Source organism: Nonomuraea sp. NPDC001684, from assembly GCF_053596515.1.
In genome coordinates this window covers 1-19,433 of sequence record NZ_JBSFGJ010000156.1, presented here as the reverse complement: position 1 = coordinate 19,433, position 19,433 = coordinate 1, and the positions used below count along the sequence as shown (strand labels likewise).

At 71.3% G+C, this 19,433-nt stretch carries 17 protein-coding genes and 1 pseudogene; 12 read left to right on the top strand and 6 right to left on the bottom strand.

Annotated features, from left to right (window positions below; genetic code table 11):
- The 3 genes from ACWCSD_RS25680 to ACWCSD_RS25670 all read right to left on the bottom strand — a co-directional run.
- Positions 1-619: NYN domain-containing protein (locus tag ACWCSD_RS25680; protein ID WP_449918483.1), on the bottom strand; the 619-nt coding region annotated here is incomplete at its 3' end.
- A gap of 107 nt (positions 620-726) precedes the next feature.
- On the bottom strand, positions 727-927 hold the full coding sequence (locus tag ACWCSD_RS25675; RefSeq protein WP_352361841.1) for an acyl-CoA carboxylase subunit epsilon: 201 nt from the start codon (positions 925-927) through the stop codon (positions 727-729).
- Positions 924-2,513, bottom strand: a complete 1,590-nt coding sequence (locus tag ACWCSD_RS25670; protein ID WP_364325929.1) for an acyl-CoA carboxylase subunit beta — start codon at positions 2,511-2,513, stop codon at positions 924-926. Before ACWCSD_RS25670 ends, ACWCSD_RS25675 begins: the two co-directional genes overlap by 4 nt.
- 36 nt (positions 2,514-2,549) lie before the next feature.
- Here ACWCSD_RS25670 and ACWCSD_RS25665 point away from each other — a divergent pair, with 36 nt between their 5' ends.
- The 3 genes from ACWCSD_RS25665 (at position 2,550) to ACWCSD_RS25655 (ending at position 7,797) form a co-directional block, all read left to right on the top strand.
- Entirely contained in the window at positions 2,550-3,455 is a 906-nt protein-coding gene (locus tag ACWCSD_RS25665) for an ABC transporter ATP-binding protein (RefSeq protein WP_449918480.1), read from the top strand.
- Positions 3,452-5,107, top strand: a complete 1,656-nt coding sequence (locus ACWCSD_RS25660; protein WP_449918477.1) for a hypothetical protein — start codon at positions 3,452-3,454, stop codon at positions 5,105-5,107. The genes ACWCSD_RS25665 and ACWCSD_RS25660 overlap by 4 nt, the downstream gene beginning before the upstream one ends.
- 113 nt (positions 5,108-5,220) lie before the next feature.
- Positions 5,221-7,797: a phosphoenolpyruvate carboxylase gene (locus ACWCSD_RS25655; RefSeq protein WP_387669271.1), complete on the top strand. Its 2,577-nt coding sequence runs from the start codon at positions 5,221-5,223 to the stop codon at positions 7,795-7,797.
- Between the two features lie 50 nt (positions 7,798-7,847).
- Here ACWCSD_RS25655 and ACWCSD_RS25650 read toward each other — a convergent pair whose 3' ends face one another.
- Positions 7,848-8,927 carry an epoxide hydrolase family protein gene (locus ACWCSD_RS25650; RefSeq protein ID WP_449918475.1) on the bottom strand — a complete coding sequence of 360 codons (1,080 nt, stop codon included), beginning with the start codon at positions 8,925-8,927 and terminating at the stop codon, positions 7,848-7,850.
- Positions 8,928-9,088: 161 nt separating this feature from the next.
- Here ACWCSD_RS25650 and ACWCSD_RS25645 point away from each other — a divergent pair, with 161 nt between their 5' ends.
- Positions 9,089-10,888 carry a hypothetical protein gene (locus ACWCSD_RS25645; protein ID WP_397165369.1) on the top strand — a complete coding sequence of 600 codons (1,800 nt, stop codon included), beginning with the start codon at positions 9,089-9,091 and terminating at the stop codon, positions 10,886-10,888.
- Between the two features lie 79 nt (positions 10,889-10,967).
- Here the strand turns inward: ACWCSD_RS25645 and fdhD are convergent, their stop codons facing one another.
- The gene (fdhD, locus tag ACWCSD_RS25640) at positions 10,968-11,810 is read right to left on the bottom strand and encodes a formate dehydrogenase accessory sulfurtransferase FdhD (protein ID WP_449918472.1); all 843 of its coding nucleotides are present in this window, start codon (positions 11,808-11,810) and stop codon (positions 10,968-10,970) included.
- Complete coding sequence (locus ACWCSD_RS25635) at positions 11,807-14,011, bottom strand: FdhF/YdeP family oxidoreductase (RefSeq protein ID WP_449918470.1); 2,205 nt, start codon at positions 14,009-14,011, stop codon at positions 11,807-11,809. The genes fdhD and ACWCSD_RS25635 overlap by 4 nt, the downstream gene beginning before the upstream one ends.
- 85 nt (positions 14,012-14,096) lie before the next feature.
- On the opposite strand from ACWCSD_RS25635, the gene ACWCSD_RS25630 reads away from it, so the two are divergent.
- From ACWCSD_RS25630 to ACWCSD_RS25595, 8 genes and pseudogenes are all read left to right on the top strand, one after another.
- Complete coding sequence (locus ACWCSD_RS25630; protein WP_397165372.1) at positions 14,097-14,918, top strand: biotin--[acetyl-CoA-carboxylase] ligase; 822 nt, start codon at positions 14,097-14,099, stop codon at positions 14,916-14,918.
- 45 nt (positions 14,919-14,963) lie between these two features.
- Positions 14,964-15,482, top strand: a complete 519-nt coding sequence (locus ACWCSD_RS25625; protein ID WP_449918467.1) for a PH domain-containing protein — start codon at positions 14,964-14,966, stop codon at positions 15,480-15,482.
- A gap of 21 nt (positions 15,483-15,503) precedes the next feature.
- Positions 15,504-16,484, top strand: a complete 981-nt coding sequence (locus tag ACWCSD_RS25620; RefSeq protein ID WP_449918464.1) for an adenylate/guanylate cyclase domain-containing protein — start codon at positions 15,504-15,506, stop codon at positions 16,482-16,484.
- A 15-nt stretch (positions 16,485-16,499) separates the two neighbouring features.
- Positions 16,500-17,585 (top strand): S-(hydroxymethyl)mycothiol dehydrogenase, encoded by a 1,086-nt coding sequence (locus ACWCSD_RS25615; RefSeq protein ID WP_358282558.1) that lies wholly within the window; start codon positions 16,500-16,502, stop codon positions 17,583-17,585.
- Positions 17,585-18,205 carry an MBL fold metallo-hydrolase gene (locus ACWCSD_RS25610; protein WP_352361821.1) on the top strand — a complete coding sequence of 207 codons (621 nt, stop codon included), beginning with the start codon at positions 17,585-17,587 and terminating at the stop codon, positions 18,203-18,205. The genes ACWCSD_RS25615 and ACWCSD_RS25610 overlap by 1 nt, the downstream gene beginning before the upstream one ends.
- Before the next feature lie 121 nt (positions 18,206-18,326).
- Positions 18,327-18,503, top strand: a complete 177-nt coding sequence (locus tag ACWCSD_RS25605; protein ID WP_125632481.1) for a (2Fe-2S)-binding protein — start codon at positions 18,327-18,329, stop codon at positions 18,501-18,503.
- A 25-nt stretch (positions 18,504-18,528) separates the two neighbouring features.
- A complete protein-coding gene (gene bfr / locus ACWCSD_RS25600; protein ID WP_352361818.1) occupies positions 18,529-19,014 on the top strand; it encodes a bacterioferritin in 486 nt (161 codons plus the stop codon).
- Positions 19,015-19,151: 137 nt separating this feature from the next.
- Positions 19,152-19,433: pseudogene (locus tag ACWCSD_RS25595) on the top strand (hypothetical protein); the annotation flags it as partial.

Genomic DNA, 19,433 nt, shown 5'->3' with positions numbered 1-19,433 from the left:
CCTGGGCGGGCGAGGGAGCCGTGACGGGCGGGGTGACGGCGACCGGCTGCGGAGCGCGACTGAAAAAGGGTCTCAGGAAATCGGCGGAGATCACTTCCACCGTGTCGGACTCCCACACCAGGCGCTCGGCCTGGTTGGTGCCGTAGGGCGGCTCGACGCCCCACAGGTGGATGCGCACGCCGTACGCCTGCGCCGCCTCGACCGCCGGAACCATGTCCTCATCGCCCGCCAGCAGGATCGTGTCGGTCACCGCGTGATGCCGGGCGAGCGCCTCCAGATCGCTCCTGATCTGCGCGTCGACGCCCTTCTGCTGGCCGCGGGCGTTGAGGTTGCCGAGGCGCACCTTGACCCACGGAAGCTGGGCGATGACACGCTGATCGACGGTCGGCACACGGTCGCGGGCGGCGTCATACCAATAGATCCGCAGAAGTTCGCCGGAAATACGTTCCTCTGCATGTTTCTGTAGACTCTGGATGAGCTCATCGGCGGCCACCCGATATTCCTTGCGTTCCTTCGCGCCGAGCAGCACCTCACCTGCCGCAGCGTAGAGATAACCGACATCCACTAGGACGGCGTACTTGGCTGCCACAGGATGCGGCATGAGGTCTGGGATGGCCATGTCGTCCTCCAGGCCGCGGTGTTAGTTGATCGGCTGACTATATACGCCTACTTTCTCTAGATAGTCCCAACTCCCGGGGAACTTGACACCCGATTCCCGGGATCTATCTAGGGTAGTGCGCTCATCCGCCAAGCCGCCTTCCCCGGCAGGCCAGGGTTACGCATACCTCTGGCGGGGTTTCGCCATGTTTGTCTACGGGGTCTCTCGGGTTCGGCGTACGAGCTCCGCCGCGTGGCGAGCACGGCCACCACGGCCGCGATCTCCTCGGGCGTGGCGTCGCCGCGGACTATGCGCAGGTGGTCGCTCATAGAGGAATGTTCCCATGCTTCTTCGGCGGCAGCGAGGCTCTCTTGTTACGCAACGCGCGAAGTGCCCGGACAACTTGCGGCCGGGTTTCGGACGGCCGAATCACCGAGTCCACATAGCCGCGTTCGGCCGCGATGTACGGATTGGCCAAAGTGTCCTCGTACTCGGTGACGAGCCGGGCGCGCTCGGCGTCGGGGTCGTCGGAGGCCGCCAGTTCGCGCCGGTAGAGGATGTTGACCGCGCCCTGCGCGCCCATGACCGCGATCTGGGCGGTGGGCCAGGCGAGGTTGACGTCGGCGCCGAGGTGCTTGGAGCCCATGACGTCGTACGCGCCGCCGTAGGCCTTGCGGGTGATGACCGTGACCAGCGGGACCGTGGCCTCGGCGTAGGCGTACAGGAGCTTGGCGCCGCGGCGGATGATTCCGTTCCATTCCTGATCGGTGCCGGGGAGGAATCCCGGTACATCAACAAAAGTCAGGATCGGAATATTAAAGGCATCACAAGTTCGAATAAATCTGGCGGCCTTCTCGGAGGCGTCGATATCCAGACATCCGGCGAAATGCATCGGTTGGTTGGCGACGACCCCGACCGGCTGGCCGTCCACGCGGCCGTAGCCGACCACGATGTTCGGCGCGAACAGCGCGTGGACCTCCAGGAACTCCCCGTCGTCGAGCACGTGCTCGATCACCTGGTGCATGTCGTACGGCTGGTTGGGGGAGTCGGGGATCACCAGGTCGAGCTCGGGGTCGGGCTCCAGGTCGGCGGCGGCGGCGAAGGCCGGCGGCTCGTCCAGGTTGTTGGAGGGCAGGTAGGACAGCAGCGCCTTGACGTAGTCGAGGGCGTCCTCCTCGTCGGCGGCCTGGTAGTGGGCCACGCCGGACTTCGTGTTGTGCGCGCGGGCCCCGCCCAGCTCCTCGAACGTGACCTCCTCGCCGGTCACCGTCTTGATCACGTCAGGACCCGTGATGAACATGTGGGACGTCTGGTCCACCATCACCACGAAGTCGGTCAGGGCGGGCGAGTAGACGTGTCCGCCGGCCGCGGCGCCCATGATGAGCGAGATCTGCGGGATCACGCCGGAGGCGTGCACGTTCCGCTTGAAGATCTCCGCGTAGAGGCCGAGCGCGACCACGCCCTCCTGGATGCGCGCGCCGCCGCCCTCGTTGATGCCGATGATCGGGCAGCCGGTCTTGAGCGCCAGGTCGATCACCTTGACGATCTTCTCGCCGTACACCTCGCCGAGGGAGCCGCCGAAGACGGTGACGTCCTGGGAGAACACGCAGACCTGACGGCCGTCGATCGTGCCGTGGCCGGTGATGACGCCGTCGCCGTACGGACGCCGCTTCTCCAGCCCGAACATCGTGGACCGGTGGCGGGCGAACTCGTCGAACTCCACGAACGAGCCCTCGTCGAGCAGCGCGAGCACCCGCTCGCGCGCGGTCATCTTGCCCTTGGCGTGCTGTTTGTCCACCGCCGACGACGAGCCGGCGTGCACGGCCTCGTCGAGTCTTCGCTCCAGGTCGGCGATCTTGCCCGCGGTGGTGTGGATGTCCGGCATCTCCGGCATGGGATCGGCGGCTGCGCTCATGCGCGTTAGGCTAACCCGTCCTCCTAGAGTGGATCCATGACGGATGCGGTTCGCTCCCACGGCCTGTACAAGCGCTACGGCGCGCAGGTCGCGGTGGCCGGGGTCGACCTCGTGGTCCCGGCGGGCAGCTTCGCGGGCCTGGTCGGTCCCAACGGGGCCGGCAAGACCACCACGCTGAGCATGATCACGGGCCTGCTGCGGCCCGACGGCGGCCAGGCCGCGATCGACGGGTTCGACGTCTGGCGCGACCCGGTCGCCGTCAAGGCGCGCATCGGCGTGCTGCCCGAGGGGCTGCGGCTGTTCGAGCGGCTGTCGGGCCGCGAGCTGCTGCTCTACAACGGCCGGCTGCGCGGCATCCCCAAGGCCGACGTCGAGCAGCGCGCGGGCGAGCTGCTCGACGTCATGGACCTGACCGGCGCCGCCGACAAGCTCGTCGTCGACTACTCCACCGGCATGCGCAAGAAGATCGGGCTGGCCGCCGCGCTGCTGCACAACCCGTCCGTGCTCTTCCTCGACGAGCCGTTCGAGGGGGTCGACCCGGTCAGCTCCAACACCCTGACCGAGGTGCTGCGGCGTTTCACCGCCTCCGGCTCGACGGTCATCTTCTCCAGCCACGTCATGGACCTCGTCGAGCGGTTGTGCGACTGGGTGTCGGTGATGAGCGGCGGCCACATCGTCGCCCAGGGGCCGCTGGAGCAGGTGCGCGGCGGCTCCAGCCTCAACGAGGCGTTCATGCGGCTGGTCGGCGGCGGCTCCCGCGCCCACGGCGAGGCCGGGCTGAGCTGGCTCGGCGCCCGCCCCGGCAACCAGCCCCCGACCGGACCCCCGACCGTGCCCCCGACCGTGCCCCCTGCCGTGCCCCCTGCCGTGCCCCCTGCCGTGCCCCCTGCCGTGCCCCCGACCGTGCCCCCGGCCGCCGCCGCGCCCCAGGACACGCCGTGAGCGCCGCCGGGGAGGCGCCGGGGAGCCGCCCCGCCGGGGCCGTCCCGGACAGACCCGCCGGGGCGTCCGCCGTCACGGGGTCGCCCATGGCGACGGCCGCGCTGTTCGCGCGGCTCAAGCTGCGCCTGATGGCCGGCAACCTGCGCGGCGACGTGCAGCGCAAGCTCGGCTTCGTCTTCACCCTGCTCGCCGCGGCCGGCCTGGCAGTGCTCGGGTTCCTGCTGATGAGCCTGCTCAGGCTGGCGCCCTCCGACGTCGCCGCCGAGCTGGTGATCGTCGCGTTCGCGTTCTTCCTGGTGAGCTGGATGATCGTGCCGCTGCTGGCGTTCGGGCTCGACGACACGCTCGACCCGGCGCGGCTGTCGCTGTTCCCGCTGCGTACGCGCGAGCTGGCCGTCGGGCTGTTCACCGCGTCCGCGACGGGCGCGTGGCCGCTGGCGATGCTGATCGTCACGGCCGGCGCGCTGGTCGGGCTGCCCACGGGCATCGGGGGCGTGCTGCTCGGCGTGCCCGCGGTGCTGCTGCAGTTCGCGCTCTGCGTGGTCACCTCGCGGCTGATCACCACCGCGCTGTCCGGGGCGCTGCGCAGCCGGCGCGGGCGCGACGTGCTGGCCGTGGCCGCCCTGTTCGTGGTGCTGCTGGCCCAGCTGCCCAACCTGCTGATGAACCGCGGCCTCGGCGACCCCGCCGCGATCCTCCACCGGCTGGCCGGCATCCTGCGCTGGACGCCGCCGGGCATGGCCGCGCACGCCATGGCCGACGGCGGCCTGGTCGGCGTGGCGGAGCTGGCCGCCGTCGCGGTGCTGGTCGTGGTGGTCGCCTGGCTGTGGATCAAATCGCTCGGCCGGGCCCTGGTCTCGCCGGACGCCTCGACGCAGGCGGCCTCCGTCCGCCGGGAGCGCGGCCTGGCCGACCGGCTCCTGCCCGACGGGCCGCTGGCGGCCGTGGTGACCAAGGAGCTGAAGTACATCAGGCGGGAGCCGAGGTTCCGCGTGGGCTGGTTCTCGTCGGTCGTGGTGACCGTCGTCCTGGCGTTCTCGCTGAACAACAGCACCGAAGGGCAGGCAGGGGCGGTGCTGCCGGTGCTGATCACCGGCATGGGCGCGCTGATGATCTCGTTGCAGTCGGGCAACGCGTTCGGCATCGACGGGCGTTCCCTGTGGATGAACGCCGTGGCCTTCGGCTCGGAGGAGGACCTGCGCCGTGACCTGGCGGGCCGCCACCTGGCCAACATCCTGGTCGCCGCGCCGCTGCTGCTGCTCGTGGCGGTGGCGGCGGCGTTCCTCACCGGCAGTCAGGAGGCCGTCGTGCCGGCGTTCCTGACCGGGCTGGGCGCCCTCGGCGTCGGGCTCGGGGTCGGCTCGGTGACCAGCGTGACGATCCCGTACACGCTGCCCGAGCGGATGAACGCCTTCAGCGGCGCCGCGCCCGGCCAGGGCGGTCAGGCGTTCGCGTCGTCGATCGGGGCGATGCTCGGGATCGCGCTGATGTCGCTGCCGATCGTGCTGCCGCTGGCGTTCGGGCTGATGTGGGTGTCGGTGCTCGCGCCCTTCTACGGCCTGCTGATCGAGGTGCTCGGCAGACGCCTCGCCGGCAAGATCGGCTTCCCCCGCCTCCCCGAGCTGCTGGCGGCGGTGTCCAAGGCGAGCTAGGGACTGGTCTAGTCCAATGGGCGAGACCGCCATGCGGTCGCCGAAAGTGAGTCGATACCCTTCGAAGCATGATTGACCAGGGGCTCGAGCGTCGTAGTGCCGCCGTGACCGAGATGCCTGACGAGCTGCGCCACGACGTGCGCATGCTCGGCAAGCTGCTCGGCCAGGTGATCGCCGAACAAGGTGGCGAAGACCTGCTGGCCGACGTCGAACGGTTGCGCAAAGCCGTCATCGCGGCGCGCAGAGGCGAGATTTCCGCCGACGAGATCACCGAAATGGTCGCCGGATGGGAGATCGAGCGGGCGGTCGCGGTCGCCCGCGCGTTCACCTGCTACTTCCACCTGGCGAACCTGGCCGAGGAGCACTACCGGATCCGCACGCTGCGCGAGCGCGACGCCGAGGGGAGGGTGCAGCGGGAGTCGCTGGCACAGGCCGTCCACGAGCTCGGCGAGGAGCGCGTGAGCGAGCTGTTGCAGGGGCTGGAGCTGCACCCGGTGCTGACCGCGCACCCCACCGAGGCGCGCAGGCGCGCGGTCGTCACCGCCATCCAGCGCATCAGCGGCCAGCTCACCGAGTACAACGCGCCCGGGCGCGGCGCGTCCGAGCGCGCCGAGAGCAGGCGCCGCCTGCTGGAGGAGATCGACCTGCTGTGGCGGACGGCCCAGCTGCGCTCCACCAAGCTCGACCCGCTCGACGAGGTGCGCACCGCCATGGCCGCCTTCGACGAGACGCTGTTCCGCATGGTGCCCCAGGTCTACCGCTCGCTCGACGCGGCGCTCGACGCGGGCACCGGCACCCGTCCGCCGCTGGCCAGGCCCTTCATCCGCTACGGAAGCTGGATCGGCGGCGACCGCGACGGCAACCCCAACGTCACCGCCAAGGTCACCCGCGACACGATCCAGATCCAGTCCGAGCACGTGCTGACCGCCCTGGAGACGGCCTGCACGCGCATCGCCCGCACGCTGACTGCCTCCGCCCAGTTCTCGCCCTGCTCGGCCGAGCTGAAGGGCGCGCTGGCCGCGGCCGTCGACGCGCATCCCGAGCTGGTCTCCGAGCTGGCCACCCGCTCGCCGCGCGAGCCGCACCGCCAGTGGCTGCTGTACGTGGCCGCCCGCATCGCCGCCACCCGCCGCCGCGACCTCGACCTCGCCTACCGGGCGCCCGCCGAGCTGCTGGCCGACCTGCGCCTGGTGCAGGAGTCGCTGGCGGGCAGCGCGCCGCGGCAGGCGTACGGGGAGCTGCAGCACCTCGTCTGGCAGGTCGAGACGTTCGGCTTCCACCTGGCCGAGCTGGAGGTGCGCCAGCACTCCCAGGTGCACGCGGCGGCCCTGGAGGAGATCAGGGCCGGCGGCGAGCTGTCGGAGCGCACCGAGGAGGTGCTGGCCACGATCCGGGTGATCGCCTGGATCCAGGAGCGGTTCGGCGTCACGGCCTGCTCCCGCTACGTGGTCTCCTTCACCCGCTCGGCCGACGACATCGCGGCCGTCTACGAGCTGGCCGGGCACGCCCTGGGCGACCGGGCGCCGGTGCTCGACGTGGTGCCGCTGTTCGAGTCCGGCCAGGACCTGGCGAACTCGCCGCGCGTGCTGAGCGGCATGCTGGAGATCCCGCAGATCCAGGACCGCCTGGCCGCGACCGGCCGGCGCATGGAGATCATGCTCGGCTACTCCGACTCGGCCAAGGAGCTGGGCCCGGCGGCCGCCACCCTCCGCCTCTACGAGGCGCAGGAGGAGCTGACCGTGTGGGCCCACGAGCACGACGTCAAGCTGCGCATGTTCCACGGCCGCGGCGGCGCGCTCGGCCGCGGCGGCGGCCCGGCCAACCGGGCGGTGCTGGCGCAGGCGCCGGGCTCGGTCGCGGGCCGCTTCAAGGTCACCGAGCAGGGCGAGGTCATCTTCGCTCGTTACGGGCACATCGCCATCGCCCGCCGCCATCTGGAGCAGGTCACCAACGCCGTGCTGCTGGCCTCCTCGCCCACGGTCGGCGCCCGCACGGCGGCCGCCGCCGAGCGGTTCCGCGGCCTGGCCCAGCAGGTGGCCACGGCCTCGGAGGAGGCCTACCGGGCGCTCACCGAGGCCCCCGGGTTCCCCGAGTGGTTCGCGCTGGTCAGCCCGCTGGAGGAGATCGGCTCGCTGCGGCTCGGCTCCCGTCCGGCCCGCCGCGGCCTTGGGGCGCCGCGCTCGCTGGACGACCTGCGGGCCATCCCGTGGGTGTTCGCCTGGGCCCAGACCCGCGTCAACCTGCCCGGCTGGTACGGCCTGGGCACCGGCCTGGCCGCCGTCGGCTCCCTCGACGAGCTGCGCGCGGCCTACGCCGAATGGCCGCTGTTCAACGCGATGCTGGACAACGCCGAGATGTCGCTGGCCAAGACCGACCGGTCGATCGCCAAGCGCTACCTGGCCCTCGGCGGCCGCGACGACTTCGCCCGCCAGGTGCTGGAGGAGTACGACCGCACCCGCGAGCTGGTGCTGCGGGTGACCGGCCACACGCGGCTGCTGGAGAACCGCAAGGTGCTCTCGCGGGCCGTGCAGCTGCGCGACCCGTACGTCGACGCGCTGTCGCACCTGCAGCTGCGGGCGCTGCGCGCGATGCGCACCGAGGACCTGTCGGAGCAGGAGCGTGAGCGGCTGTCCACGTTGCTGCTGCTGTCGGTCAACGGCGTGGCCGCCGGCCTGCAGAACACGGGCTGAACACGCGCGGACGGCCCGGCGGGTGGCCGGGCCGTCCGAAGCGCGCGGAATCAGCGCAGGCTGTCGAAGAAGGCCGTGATGTCGGAGGTGAGCGCCTCCGTGGCGGTGTGGGCCGTGTAGTGGCCGCGGGCGGGAGCGGGCAGGGTCTTCCACGAGATGATGCCGTGGTGGTCGCGCTCGGCGAAGCGGCGGATCGACTTGAAGTCGCCCTCACCCATGGCCAGCGCGGTCGGGGTGGTCGTCGGCTCCTGCGGCTGCTCCATGCGGGCGTTCTCCCAGTAGAGCCGCAGGGCCGAGCCGGCGGTGCCGGTGAACCAGTGGATCGAGGCGTTGGTCAGCACGAAGTCGTCGTCCAGGTCCTCGTCGAAGAGCTGGGCGAGCCAGCCGACGAGCCCGGCGGGGGAGTCGATGATGGCGTGCGCGAGCGTCTGCGGCTGCTGCGACTGCAGGACGTTGAACGCGCCCTTCTCCTTCCAGAACCAGTCGAGCACGGCCAGCCCGGCCTGGTCCTCCTCGCTCAGGTCGGCGAACTCGGCCGGGTCGCCGGAGGGGAAGGAGAACAGCTGGGTGACGTGCACGCCGACGACGTGCTCGGCGTCGATCCGGCCCAGCTCGGGGGAGATCATCGAACCGCCGTCGTTGCCGACGGCGCCGTAGCGCTCGTAGCCGAGGCGGGCCATCAGCTCGGCCCACGCCCCGGCGATGCGCCGGTTGTTCCAGCCGAGCTCCTTGGTCGGGCCGGAGAAGCCGAAGCCGGGCAGCGACGGGACGACCACGTGGAAGCGGCGCGACAGCGGCTCGATCGCGTTGAGGTACTCGGCGACGGTGCCGGGCCAGCCGTGGGTGAGGATCAGCGGCAGGGCGTCGGGGTTGTCGGAGCGTACGTGGATGAAGTGGATGTTCTGCCCGTCGATCTCCGTGGTGAACTGCGGGTAGGCGTTGAGCCGGGCCTCCTGGGCGCGCCAGTCGAAGCCGGTCTGCCAGTGGGCCACCAGGCGCTTGACCCGCTCGACGCCCACGCCCTGGTCGGCGCCCGGGATCTCGTCGGCGAAGCGGGTCAGCGCGAGCCGGGCCCGCAGGTCGTCGAGGTCGGCCTGGGAGATCTCGATGCGGAACGGGCGGATGCTCATGAGGGGTCCTCTCGACCGAAGAAGCGGAACGGCTTGTTCTGTTCCAACTGTAGCAGAACGGAACGCTTCATTCCACAACCTTCTCAAGGCGGTTCCAAGTGACTTCCAAGGATCACTGAGCAGCATGGGGGCTTTGACGAGCGCAGAAAGGGACCCCCCTCATGAAAAGGACAGCCTTGCTGCTGGGCGCGGTGATGCTCGGCAGCCTGCTGGCCGCTCCTCCGGCCCTGGCCGCCGCCGCCCCGGCGACCTCGGTGACCCGGGTCAGGGCCGTTCCCGCCGGTCAGGCGGGCGAGTGCCCCACGACCGTGGCCTTCTCCGCCACCGTGGCCGCCAAGGGCAAGGGCACCGTGCGGTACCGCTGGGTACGCGGTGACCGCAGCAAGAGCGCCATCAGGAGCTTCCGCGTCAACGGCGCGCGCAAGGTCGTCGTGAGGGACCGCCAGACCTTCGACCGCGACACGACCGGCTGGCAGGCCGTCGAGGTGCTCGGCCGGCGCGGCCTGTCGGCCAAGGCCCGCTTCCGCGTCGCCTGCGCCGGAGCCCCGCAGCGGTACGACGTGGTCAACCCGCTGCCCGCACAGCCGGACGGACCGCTTGAGGCGGCCGCGAGCGTGCAGGCGAGCCCGCCCCGCCAGGACGGCCACTGCCCGGCCGCCGTGACGTTCACCGCGACCATCCAGGTCTCGCGCACCCCCGCCAAGGTCGGCTACCAGTGGATCGACAGCGCCACGGGCGAGGGCGCGGTGGAGTCGCTGTACTTCGCCGCCGGCGCCCCGCGCAGCAGGCAGGTCACGCTGCCGCTGTCCGTGGGCACCTCCACCGCGGGCTGGAAGTCGGTACGGATCCTCAACGCCGGCGGGCACGACTCCGCGCGGGCGTCGTACGAGGTGACCTGCCGCGCCACGCCGGGCCCCAAGCCCACCACGACGCCCACCAGCACGCCCACCCCGACGCCGACGACCTCCCCGACGCCCAAGCCGACCACGACCACGGAGCCCCCGGCGCAGCAGCCGCAGGCGGCGATCAGCGCCCTGACGCCCGGCGACTACGAGGGCTACTGCGACGAGCCCATCGCCTACCAGGCCACCGGCCGCATCACCCTCCCGGCGGGCCCGGCCGCCAGCGTCGGCTACTGGTGGACGCTCGACGGCACCGAGTGGCAGCACCAGACCGTCAGCTTCCCGGCCGGCACCCAGCCCAGGTCGCAGGACGTCACCGCCGCCTGGAGCCTCGACCAGTCGAAGACCGGCTCCCACAAGCTGGCCCTGACCACCCAGCCCGCCGCGGCCCAGGCCGCCGAGCGCACGTTCGCCCTGTCCTGCACGACCGACCCCGACCCGGCCAAGCTGGCCATCCCCTACATGCTGACGCCCGTCTACCAGGGCGACTGCACCGGCTCCATCGGCATGCGGGCCGACGCCCGGATCACCACCGACCGCCAGGCCGAGGTCCGCTACCGCGTCGTCGTGGACGGCAAGCCCGGCCCGGTCAGGACGCAGGAGGCCAAGCCCGACAGGGCCCAGATGATCGGCGACCTGTTCTACATCTCCCCGAAGGCCAGCGGAAGCGGTGTGATCCGCATCGAAGTGCTGAACCACAACAAGCTGGTCAAGGAGAGGCCGTACACGGTGACCTGCGTGCCGGTGGACCCGTCGCCGGGCACGGTGCGGATCAGCGAGTTCCGGCCGGTCCACTACTTCGGCGACTGCGCCGAGGCCCCGTACGTGACCGCCCACGGCGCCTTCCGCGCCGCGCCGGACACCGAGATCACCTGGCGCTGGGTCATCGACGGCAAGCCCACGGAGCCGGCCACGTACAAGACCAACTCCGGCGGTCTGCTCCAGGTGCAGGCGGCCAACTGGCACCGGGACACGAAGACCTCCGGCGTGGTCCGGCTGGAGGTGCTGAACCACAACAAGCCAGCCGTCGAAGGCACCTATCCGGTGACCTGCGAATAAGCCTCACACGGCACATCCGACCCGGACACCAGCCGCCTTGATCATCCTGACCTCGACCCGGCGCGTGGTCCGCCGCTGACTAGGACGTGACGACGCGCTCCTGCCCGGCGTAGACGTTGCAGCGCTCGCCGCGCAGGAACCCCACCAGCGTCAACCCGAACTCCCTGGCCAGATCGACGGCCAGGGACGAGGGCGCCGACACCGCGCAGACCGCAGGGACGCCGGCCGCCAGCGCCTTCTGCATGATCTCGTAGCTGGCCCTGCCGCTGACCATGAGCACGTGCTCGGCCAGCGGCAGCCGGTCCGCCAGCGCCGCCCAGCCGACCAGCTTGTCCACGGCGTTGTGCCGGCCGACGTCCTCGCGCAACGCCAGCAGCGTGCCCGTCGCCGAGAACAGGCCCGCCGCGTGCAGCCCGCCGGTCTTGCCGAACACGCCCTGGGCCGCGCGCAGCGCGCCCGGAAGGCCGTAGAGGACCTCGGGGGTGAGTTCGAGCGAGCCCCTGGGGATCGGCTTGCACCGGCCGTGCAGCGCGTCGAGCCCGGCCGAGCCGCAGACGCCGCACGCGCTGGAGGTGACGAAGTGCCGGTCGAGCGCGGGCAGGTCGGGCACCGGGCCGTGCAGGCGGACGGTGACGGTGTTGTAGCGGGCCTCGGGCGGCAGGTCGTCGTCCGTGCAGTACGCGATGGCCGCGATGTCGTCCGGCCCGGCCAGGCCCTCGCCGCTCAGGAACCCGGCGGCCAGCTCGAAGTCGTGCCCCGGGGTGCGCATGGTGATGGCGACCGTCTTGCGGGTGCCGTCGCCGCCGGTGAGGCGGATCTCCAGCGGCTCCTCCGTGGCCAGGTCGTCGCGCCGGTCGCGGGCCCCGGAGCCGGCCAGCTCCCGGATGCGGACGCGGGTGGTGGGCCCGGGACGCGCCTTCACAGCGGCCGCACGGTGACGAGCGCGTTGTAGTCGGGGATGCGCGCCTGTGGCGAGCGCCGGGCCTCGTCGAGCAGGACGTTCCCCTCCGGCCAGTGGATCTGCAGGTTGCCCGGCATGAGCGGGGCGCGCAGCACCTTGCCCTGGTAGGAGCGCTCGCCCGCGCGCAGCTCGACCGGGGCGCCGTCGGCCAGCCCGAGCCGGTCGGCGTCGTACGGGCTCATCAGCACGGCCTCGCGCGCCGCGCCGTTGAAGCCGTCGAGCCGCTCGTGGACCATGCTGTTGAACTGCTTGCCGCGCCTGGTCGCGACCTTGAACGTGCCGTCGGGGCGCTCAAGGGCGGGCGGCTCGACCACGGAGAAGGCGGCCAGCCCGTCGGGCGTCTGGAAACGGCCGTCGGCGAACAAATGGCGGCCGCCGTACTGGACGTTGTCCCCGAACTTCCGCAACCCGGAGATGCCCTGGTAGAACGGCACGACCTGCTCGATCTCCGCACGGATCTGCGGGGTGCCGGTGAACCGCACATGGTCGGCTATCTCCGGACGGGTACGGGCGGCCAGCTCGGCGAAGATCTTCCACTCCGGCCACGCCTCGCCCACGCGCGGCCCCTCGACCTCGGGCGAGAAGATGATCCGCCGCTCGGTGGAGGTCTCGGTCACGCCGCCGACCATCTCGTAACGCGTCTGGGCGGGCAGCAGCAGCACGTCGCCCTCGCCCGGCACGAGCATCTGCGAGGACAGCACGATGTCGATGTGCACCCGAAGCCCCAGCCTGGACAGCGCCTCCCGGCAGTAGGCCGGGTCGGGCAGCACCTCCAGGAAGTTGCCGCCGGAGGAGACGAGCGCGTCGAGCTCGCCCCGGTGGGCCGCGTCGATCATGTCGGTGGCGGTCAGCCCGGCCGTGTCGGGCACCTGGAAGCCCCACAGGTCGGTGAACTTGGCGGCGTTGGCGGACGTGATCGGCAGGCCGCCGGGGAAGCCGGTCGCGTACGCGCCCATCTCGGCCCCGCCCTGCACCCCGCTGTGCCCCCGGATCGGCATCAGCCCGCACTTGTCACGCCCGAGGAAGCCGCGCGCGAGCGCCAGGTTGACGATCGCCCGGACGTTGTCCTCCCCGTAGGCGTGCTGGGTGATGCCCATCGACCAGACCAGCACCGCCGAGCGCGCCCGGCCGAGCAGCTCGGCCAGCCGGAACATCTGCTCCTTGGTCGCCCCCGAGAGCGCTTCGAGCTCGGCCCACGACTGGGCCTCGACGGCCTTGCGCGCCTCCTCGAACCCGGACGTGCGCCCGGTCACGAACGCCTTGTCCACCCAGTCGTTCTCGATGAGGTGCTTGAGGACGCCGTTGAGGAAGCCGATGTCGCCGCCGACGTTCACGCCGAAGAACTCGTCGGTGATCTTCGTGCCGAACAGCGCGGACTCGGCGTTGGAGGGCACCCAGTACTTGTCCATGCCCGGCTCGCGGTAGGCGTTGACCATGGCGATCCGGGTGCCGGCCTTCTTGGCGTGGTAGAGGTACTTCATCGCGACCGGCTGGTTGTTCGACGGGTTCGAGCCGATGAAGACGATCAGGTCCGAGCCGATCCAGTCGGTGTAGGAGCAGGTCGTGGCCGCCGCGCCGATGGTCTGCTTGAGGGCGACCGTCGAGGGCGAGTGGCAGATGCGGGCGGCGTTGTCGACGTTGTTCGTGCCGAGCGCCCGCACCGCCTTCTGCGCCGCGTAGTAGTTCTCGTTGGGCACCCCGCGGCTGGTCAGGTACGTGCCGAAGCGCGCGCCGCGCAGCCGGTCGGCCGCCACCCGCAGCGCCTCGTCCCACGTCACGCGGGTGAAGCCGGGCTCGCCGGCCCGCCGCAACATCGGGTACGGCAGCCGCCCCAGCTCCCGCAGCTCCGCGCTCTTGCGCCCGGCCAGCCCCGAGACGTCGCGCAGCAGCGACACGTCGAGCGCGGGCATGGTGTTGAGCGGCAGCAGGCGCAACCTGATGTTGCACAGGTGGATCTCGTCCATCGTCCAGTCGCGCATGCCGTGCGTGCCGAGCGCGCAGCCGTCGCAGGTGCCCTGGTTGAGTATGCGCCAGGCGTAACGCCTGTTCCCCTTGACCGACCTGAACGCCTTCCACAGCTCCAGGTAGTTGTTCGGCTTGCGCAACCCGAGGCCGAAGGGCCGCCACGATGCCCAGTTGCGAGGGTCAGGACGTCTGCTCATCCCCCCATCTTTACCCCTCATGCGGACTTCGAGACCAGCCGGTGCGGTGCGACGACCTCGGCGCGGGTTCGGCCAAGATAGGGGGATGGCCTCCTCGCGCTACTCCGACCTCGACCGTCCGCCGCTCTCGGAGGCCGCGCTCAACCGCGCGCTCGTGCGTCCGGGCGGCCTGTGGACGGGCGTCACCGTCGTCGAGACCACCGGCTCGACCAACGCCGACCTCGCCCTGGCCGCCCAGGCCGGGGCCGAGCAGGGCCGGGTGCTGGTCGCCGAGTCGCAGGTCGCCGGCCGGGGCCGGCTCGACCGCGCCTGGTCGGCGCCGCCGCGGTCGGGGCTGACGTTCTCCGTCCTGCTCAGGCCCACGACGCCGGTTCCGACCCAGGGGTGGCTGCCGCTGCTGTACGGCGTGGCCGCCGCCTCGGCCGTGCGCCGGCTGGCCGAGGTCGACGTGCGCCTGAAGTGGCCCAACGACCTGCTGGTGGGCGAGCGCAAGCTGGCCGGGGTGCTGGCCGAGCGGGTCGACGACGCCGTCGTCATCGGCATGGGGCTCAACGTCTCGCTGCGCGCGGAGGAGGCCCCGGTCGAGACGGCCACGTCGCTGGCCATCGAGGAGGCGGCCTGCGTCGACCGCGACCCGCTGCTGCGGGCCGTGCTGCGCGAGGTCGAGAGCCACTACCGCGAGTGGCAGGCGGCCGGCGGCGACGCCGAGGCCGCCGGGCTGCGCGCCGCCTACCTCGCCGTCAGCGCCACGGTCGGCCGCGACGTCCGGGTGGAGCTGCCGGGCGAGCAGGTGCTGACCGGGCGGGCCACCGGCATCGACGGGTCCGGCCACCTCCAGGTGGAGTCCGGCGGCGAGCGCTACACGCTGGGCGCCGGAGACGTCGTGCACGTGCGGGCCGCCCGATGAGCAAGGGCGTAGCCGCTCGGCCGGGTTGGTGGCAGCATGTGCGGCATGACCCTTCCCGACCACCATCTGACGCAGGGTGAGCAGCGCGTCCGATCCTTCCATCCCCACTGGAAGCGCCTTGTCGGCCCGTTCTTCGCGCTGGTCCTCATCGCCGCGGCAGCGGGTGCGGCCCTCTACTTCTTCCCCACCGCGTGGGGGGAGAGCGTCACCTCCTACGGCAGGATCGCCGTCGTCGTCATCGCCGTGATCCTGCTGACGATCTTCTCGTTCGTGCCCTACCTGCAGTGGAAGAACACCGGGTACGTCCTGACCACCCACCGGTTCACGATCAGCATGGGCGTGCTCAACAAGTCCACCGACGAGATCCCGATGGCCAAGGTCAACACCGTCAGCTCCGACCAGACGTTCCTGGAGCGCATGCTCGGCTGCGGCACGCTGACCGTCGAGTCCGCGGGCGAGCGCGGCCAGATCGTCCTGCGCGACATCCCGCGCATCCAGGACGTGCGCATGGACCTGTTCAAGCTGGTCGAGGACGCGTCCGACGGAGAGATCGACGGCCACTGAGGTTGGCGTAGCCTGCTGATCGTGAACGCCACCCAACCGCCCGGCAGGCCGACCGCCGAGCAGATCGAGCGCACGCTCGTCGGCATGCCGGCCCGCCACACCCGCGCGCAGGTCGCGGCCGGGGCCGGGGTGTCGCAGGAGCTCGCCCAGCGCATCTGGCGGGCGCTCGGCTTCGCCCAGTTCCCCGACGACGCCGTGGCGTTCAGCGACGCCGACGTGGCCGCGCTGCGCCGGGTGCGCAGCCTGATCGACGGCGGCCTGCTCGACGAGCAGACCGTCATCCGCATGGCCCGCGCGCTCGGCCAGACCACCGCCCGGCTGGCGCAGTGGCAGGCCGAAATCGTGATCGGCACGATGGTCCCGGACTCGCGCACCGACGCCGACCTGAACGGCGTCCTCGACACGGCCAAGGCCCTCCTGCCCGACTTCGAGCACCTGCTGGTGCACGTCTGGCGGGCCCAGCTCGCCGCCGCCGGCACCCGCCTGCTGGCCGTCGCCGACGACCAGGACGAGCGGGGGCCGGCCCGCGTGTCGATCGCCGTCGGCTTCGCCGACCTGGTCTCCTTCACCCGGCGTTCGCGCGAGCTGGACGAGCGGGCGCTGGCCTCGCTGGTCGAGGGCTTCGAGTCGCGCGCCGCCGACGTGGTGGCCGCGCACGGCGCGCGGCTGGTCAAGACGCTCGGCGACGAGGTGCTGTTCACCGCGCCCGCCCCGGCCCAGGCCGCGGCGATCGCCCTCGACCTCGCCGACAGCCTGGAGCTGCGCATCGGCATGGCGTACGGGCCGGTCGTGCCCATGATGGGCGACGTGTTCGGCACCACCGTCAACCTGGCCGCCCGGCTCACGGCCATCGCCCGGCCGGGCACGATCCTGGTCGACTCCGAGCTGGCCGGGGGCCTGGCCGGAGCGCCGGACGGGATCGAGGTGCACAAGATCAGGAGGCGGCCGGCAAGAGGGCTCGGCGTGGTCCAGCCCTATGTCTTGCGGAGATCATCCTCCTGACACAAGATGGCTGCCATGCCGTACGAAGTGCAGGGCGTGATCGCCCGCGGTAAGGGCCAGGAAGTTTCGCTGGAGACGGTGGTCGTCCCCGACCCCGGGCCGGGCGAGGCGGTGGTGAACGTGCAGGCCTGCGGGGTCTGCCACACCGACCTGCACTATCGCGAGGGCGGGATCAACGACGACTTCCCCTTCCTGCTGGGCCACGAGGCCGCGGGCACGGTCGAGGCCGTCGGCGAGGGGGTCACCGGGCTGGCGCCCGGCGACTTCGTGATCCTCAACTGGCGTGCGGTGTGCGGCCAGTGCCGCGCCTGCCTGCGCGGCCGGCCGTGGTACTGCTTCGCCACCCACAACGCCACCCAGAAGATGACGCTCAAGGACGGCACCGAGCTGTCGCCCGCGCTCGGCATCGGCGCGTTCCTGGAGAAGACGCTGGTGGCCGCCGGCCAGTGCACCAAGGTGTCGGCCGAGGCGCCGGCCCAGGTCGCGGGCCTGCTGGGCTGCGGTGTGATGGCCGGCATCGGCGCGGCGATCAACACCGGCGGCGTGACGCGCGGCGACAGCGTGGCCGTGATCGGCTGCGGCGGGGTCGGCGACGCGGCGGTCCTGGGGGCGTCGCTGGCCGGGGCGTCCCGGATCATCGCCGTCGACGTGGACGACCGCAAGCTGGAGTGGGCCCGCGGGTTCGGCGCCACGCACACGGTCAACTCGCGGGAGAACGACCCGGTCGAGGCGATCCGCGACCTGACCGGCGGGTTCGGCGCGGACGTGGTGATCGAGGCGGTCGGCCGGCCGGAGACGTACGAGCAGGCGTTCTACGCCCGCGACCTGGCCGGCACGGTGGTCCTGGTGGGCGTGCCGACGCCGGAGATGCGGCTGGAACTGCCGCTGCTCGACGTGTTCGGCCGCGGCGGCGCGCTGAAGTCGTCCTGGTACGGCGACTGCCTGCCCTCGCGGGACTTCCCGATGCTGATCGACCTGTTCCTGCAGAACCGGCTGCCGCTCGACCGGTTCGTCACCGAGACGATCGGGCTCGACCAGGTCGAGGAGGCGTTCGCCAAGATGCACCGCGGCGAGGTGCTGCGCTCGGTGGTGGTGCTCTGATGATCGACCGCGTCATCACCTCCGGCACGTTCTCGCTCGACGGCGGCACCTGGGAGGTCGACAACAACGTCTGGCTGGTCGGCGACGCGCGCGAGGTCGTGATCATCGACGCCGCGCACGACGCGGACGCCATCGCCGCGCGGGCCGGCGGCCGCCGGGTCAAGGCCATCGTGTGCACCCACGCCCACAACGACCACGTCAACGCTGCCGCCCGGCTGGCCGAGCTGACCGGCGCGCCGATCCTGCTGCACCCGGCCGACCAGGTGCTCTGGGAGCAGGTGTACGGGCCGGAGGTGGCGTACACGCCGCTGGCCGACGGCGAGAAGATCACGGTGGGCGGGGTGGCCCTGGAGGTGCTGCACACGCCGGGCCACTCGCCGGGCGCGGTCTGCCTGCACGTGCCGGACGCGGGCGTGCTGTTCAGCGGCGACACGCTGTTCAAGGGCGGGCCGGGGGCGACCGGGCGGTCGTACTCGTCGTTCGACACGATCATCGAGTCGATCGCCGGGCGGCTGCTGTCCCTGCCGCCCGAGACGGTCGTGCACACCGGCCACGGGGACTCCACGTCCATCGGGGCGGAGGCGCCGCACCTGGAGGAGTGGCGGGCGAGGGGCCACTGACCTGCGGGGTCAGGTGAATGTGACGCCTCTAACATAGGCAAGCCTTACCGAAGTGAGCTATCTTAGGTGTGCCTAACCTAAAGGCGTCCCCTTCCTGCTCGCTTGAGAGGCTTGTCCCCGGATGTATGTATGCATTTGTCGTGCTGTGACCGAGAACGAGGTCCACGACTGCATCGCCTCCGGGGCGAAGAGCGCGAAACAGATTCGCGACACCACTGGGGCCGGTGGGGACTGTGCCCGTTGTGTACGGAAGATCTGTGCGATCCTGAAGCAGTCTGAAGAACTGACGACCGCATAGCCGCACCGTGACGAGGGGCCCGTTCATGCAGGGCGACAAGCAGATCATCGAACTCCTCAACGAACAGCTGACCGCCGAGCTCACGGCGATCAACCAGTACTTCCTGCACGCGAAGATGCAGGAGAACTGGGGATACACCAAGCTGGCCAAGCACACGCGCGACGAGTCCTTCGAGGAGATGCGCCACGCCGAACGGCTGACCGACCGCATCCTGTTCCTCGAAGGGCTGCCCAACTACCAGCGCCTCGGCACGCTGCACATCGGCCAGACCGTCGAGGAGCAGCTCAAGGCCGACCTGGAGGTCGAGCTGGCAGTGGTCGAACGGCTGCGCCCGGCGATCCAGCTGATGAGGGAGAAGGGCGACATCACCTCCGCCCGCATCTTCGAGGACATCCTCGAGGACGAGGAGGAGCACATCGACTACCTGGAGACCGAGCTGGGCCTGATGCGCAGCCTGGGCGAGCAGCTCTACCTCGCCCGCTACGCCGAGCCCCAGTCCGTCGACGACTAGAGCCCCCCGTTCTCTCCGGCCCCGCCGCCCGCCCGGGCAGCGGGGCCGTCGTCGTTCCCGCCGCCCCGGGCTGCTCGTGGCGGCCTGACGGATACTGGGGGAGGCGAGCCCAGGACACCTGTGAGGGAGTGGTCTCCATGCTCTATCTCTTCGGTTTCGAGCGCATCGGCGTGGCCGTCGGCGACCTGTACTTCGTCGACCCCGACCCGGGAGAGCACCAGGAGGGCGCCGAGCACGGCGTGCGCCTGGAGATCCGCAGGCTCGCGCCGGGCGAGCTCAAGGGGTCGATCTACTCGGCCCGTCCGATCGTCGTCGATCAGCTCATCTGGCGGGTCGACCTGCTGGAGTCGGTCGACGGCACGCCGGGCAGCTTCGACCGTACGCACCACCACCCGGGCTCCAGCGGCTGGGAGCCCGAC

What these genes read in the sequence shown, in the direction of transcription:
- ACWCSD_RS25670 (WP_364325929.1), bottom strand. Translation starts at nt 2,513, where the DNA reads ATGAGCGCAGCCGCCGATCCCATGCCGGAGATGCCGGACATCCACACC.
- bfr (WP_352361818.1), top strand. Translation starts at nt 18,529, where the DNA reads ATGCAGGGCGACAAGCAGATCATCGAACTCCTCAACGAACAGCTGACC.
- ACWCSD_RS25675 (WP_352361841.1), bottom strand. Translation starts at nt 927, where the DNA reads ATGAGCGACCACCTGCGCATAGTCCGCGGCGACGCCACGCCCGAGGAG.
- ACWCSD_RS25650 (WP_449918475.1), bottom strand. Translation starts at nt 8,927, where the DNA reads ATGAGCATCCGCCCGTTCCGCATCGAGATCTCCCAGGCCGACCTCGAC.
- ACWCSD_RS25630 (WP_397165372.1), top strand. Translation starts at nt 14,097, where the DNA reads ATGGCCTCCTCGCGCTACTCCGACCTCGACCGTCCGCCGCTCTCGGAG.
- ACWCSD_RS25625 (WP_449918467.1), top strand. Translation starts at nt 14,964, where the DNA reads ATGACCCTTCCCGACCACCATCTGACGCAGGGTGAGCAGCGCGTCCGA.
- ACWCSD_RS25605 (WP_125632481.1), top strand. Translation starts at nt 18,327, where the DNA reads ATGTATGTATGCATTTGTCGTGCTGTGACCGAGAACGAGGTCCACGAC.
- ACWCSD_RS25635 (WP_449918470.1), bottom strand. Translation starts at nt 14,011, where the DNA reads ATGAGCAGACGTCCTGACCCTCGCAACTGGGCATCGTGGCGGCCCTTC.
- ACWCSD_RS25655 (WP_387669271.1), top strand. Translation starts at nt 5,221, where the DNA reads ATGCCTGACGAGCTGCGCCACGACGTGCGCATGCTCGGCAAGCTGCTC.
- ACWCSD_RS25610 (WP_352361821.1), top strand. Translation starts at nt 17,585, where the DNA reads ATGATCGACCGCGTCATCACCTCCGGCACGTTCTCGCTCGACGGCGGC.
- ACWCSD_RS25615 (WP_358282558.1), top strand. Translation starts at nt 16,500, where the DNA reads ATGCCGTACGAAGTGCAGGGCGTGATCGCCCGCGGTAAGGGCCAGGAA.
- ACWCSD_RS25645 (WP_397165369.1), top strand. Translation starts at nt 9,089, where the DNA reads ATGAAAAGGACAGCCTTGCTGCTGGGCGCGGTGATGCTCGGCAGCCTG.
- ACWCSD_RS25665 (WP_449918480.1), top strand. Translation starts at nt 2,550, where the DNA reads ATGACGGATGCGGTTCGCTCCCACGGCCTGTACAAGCGCTACGGCGCG.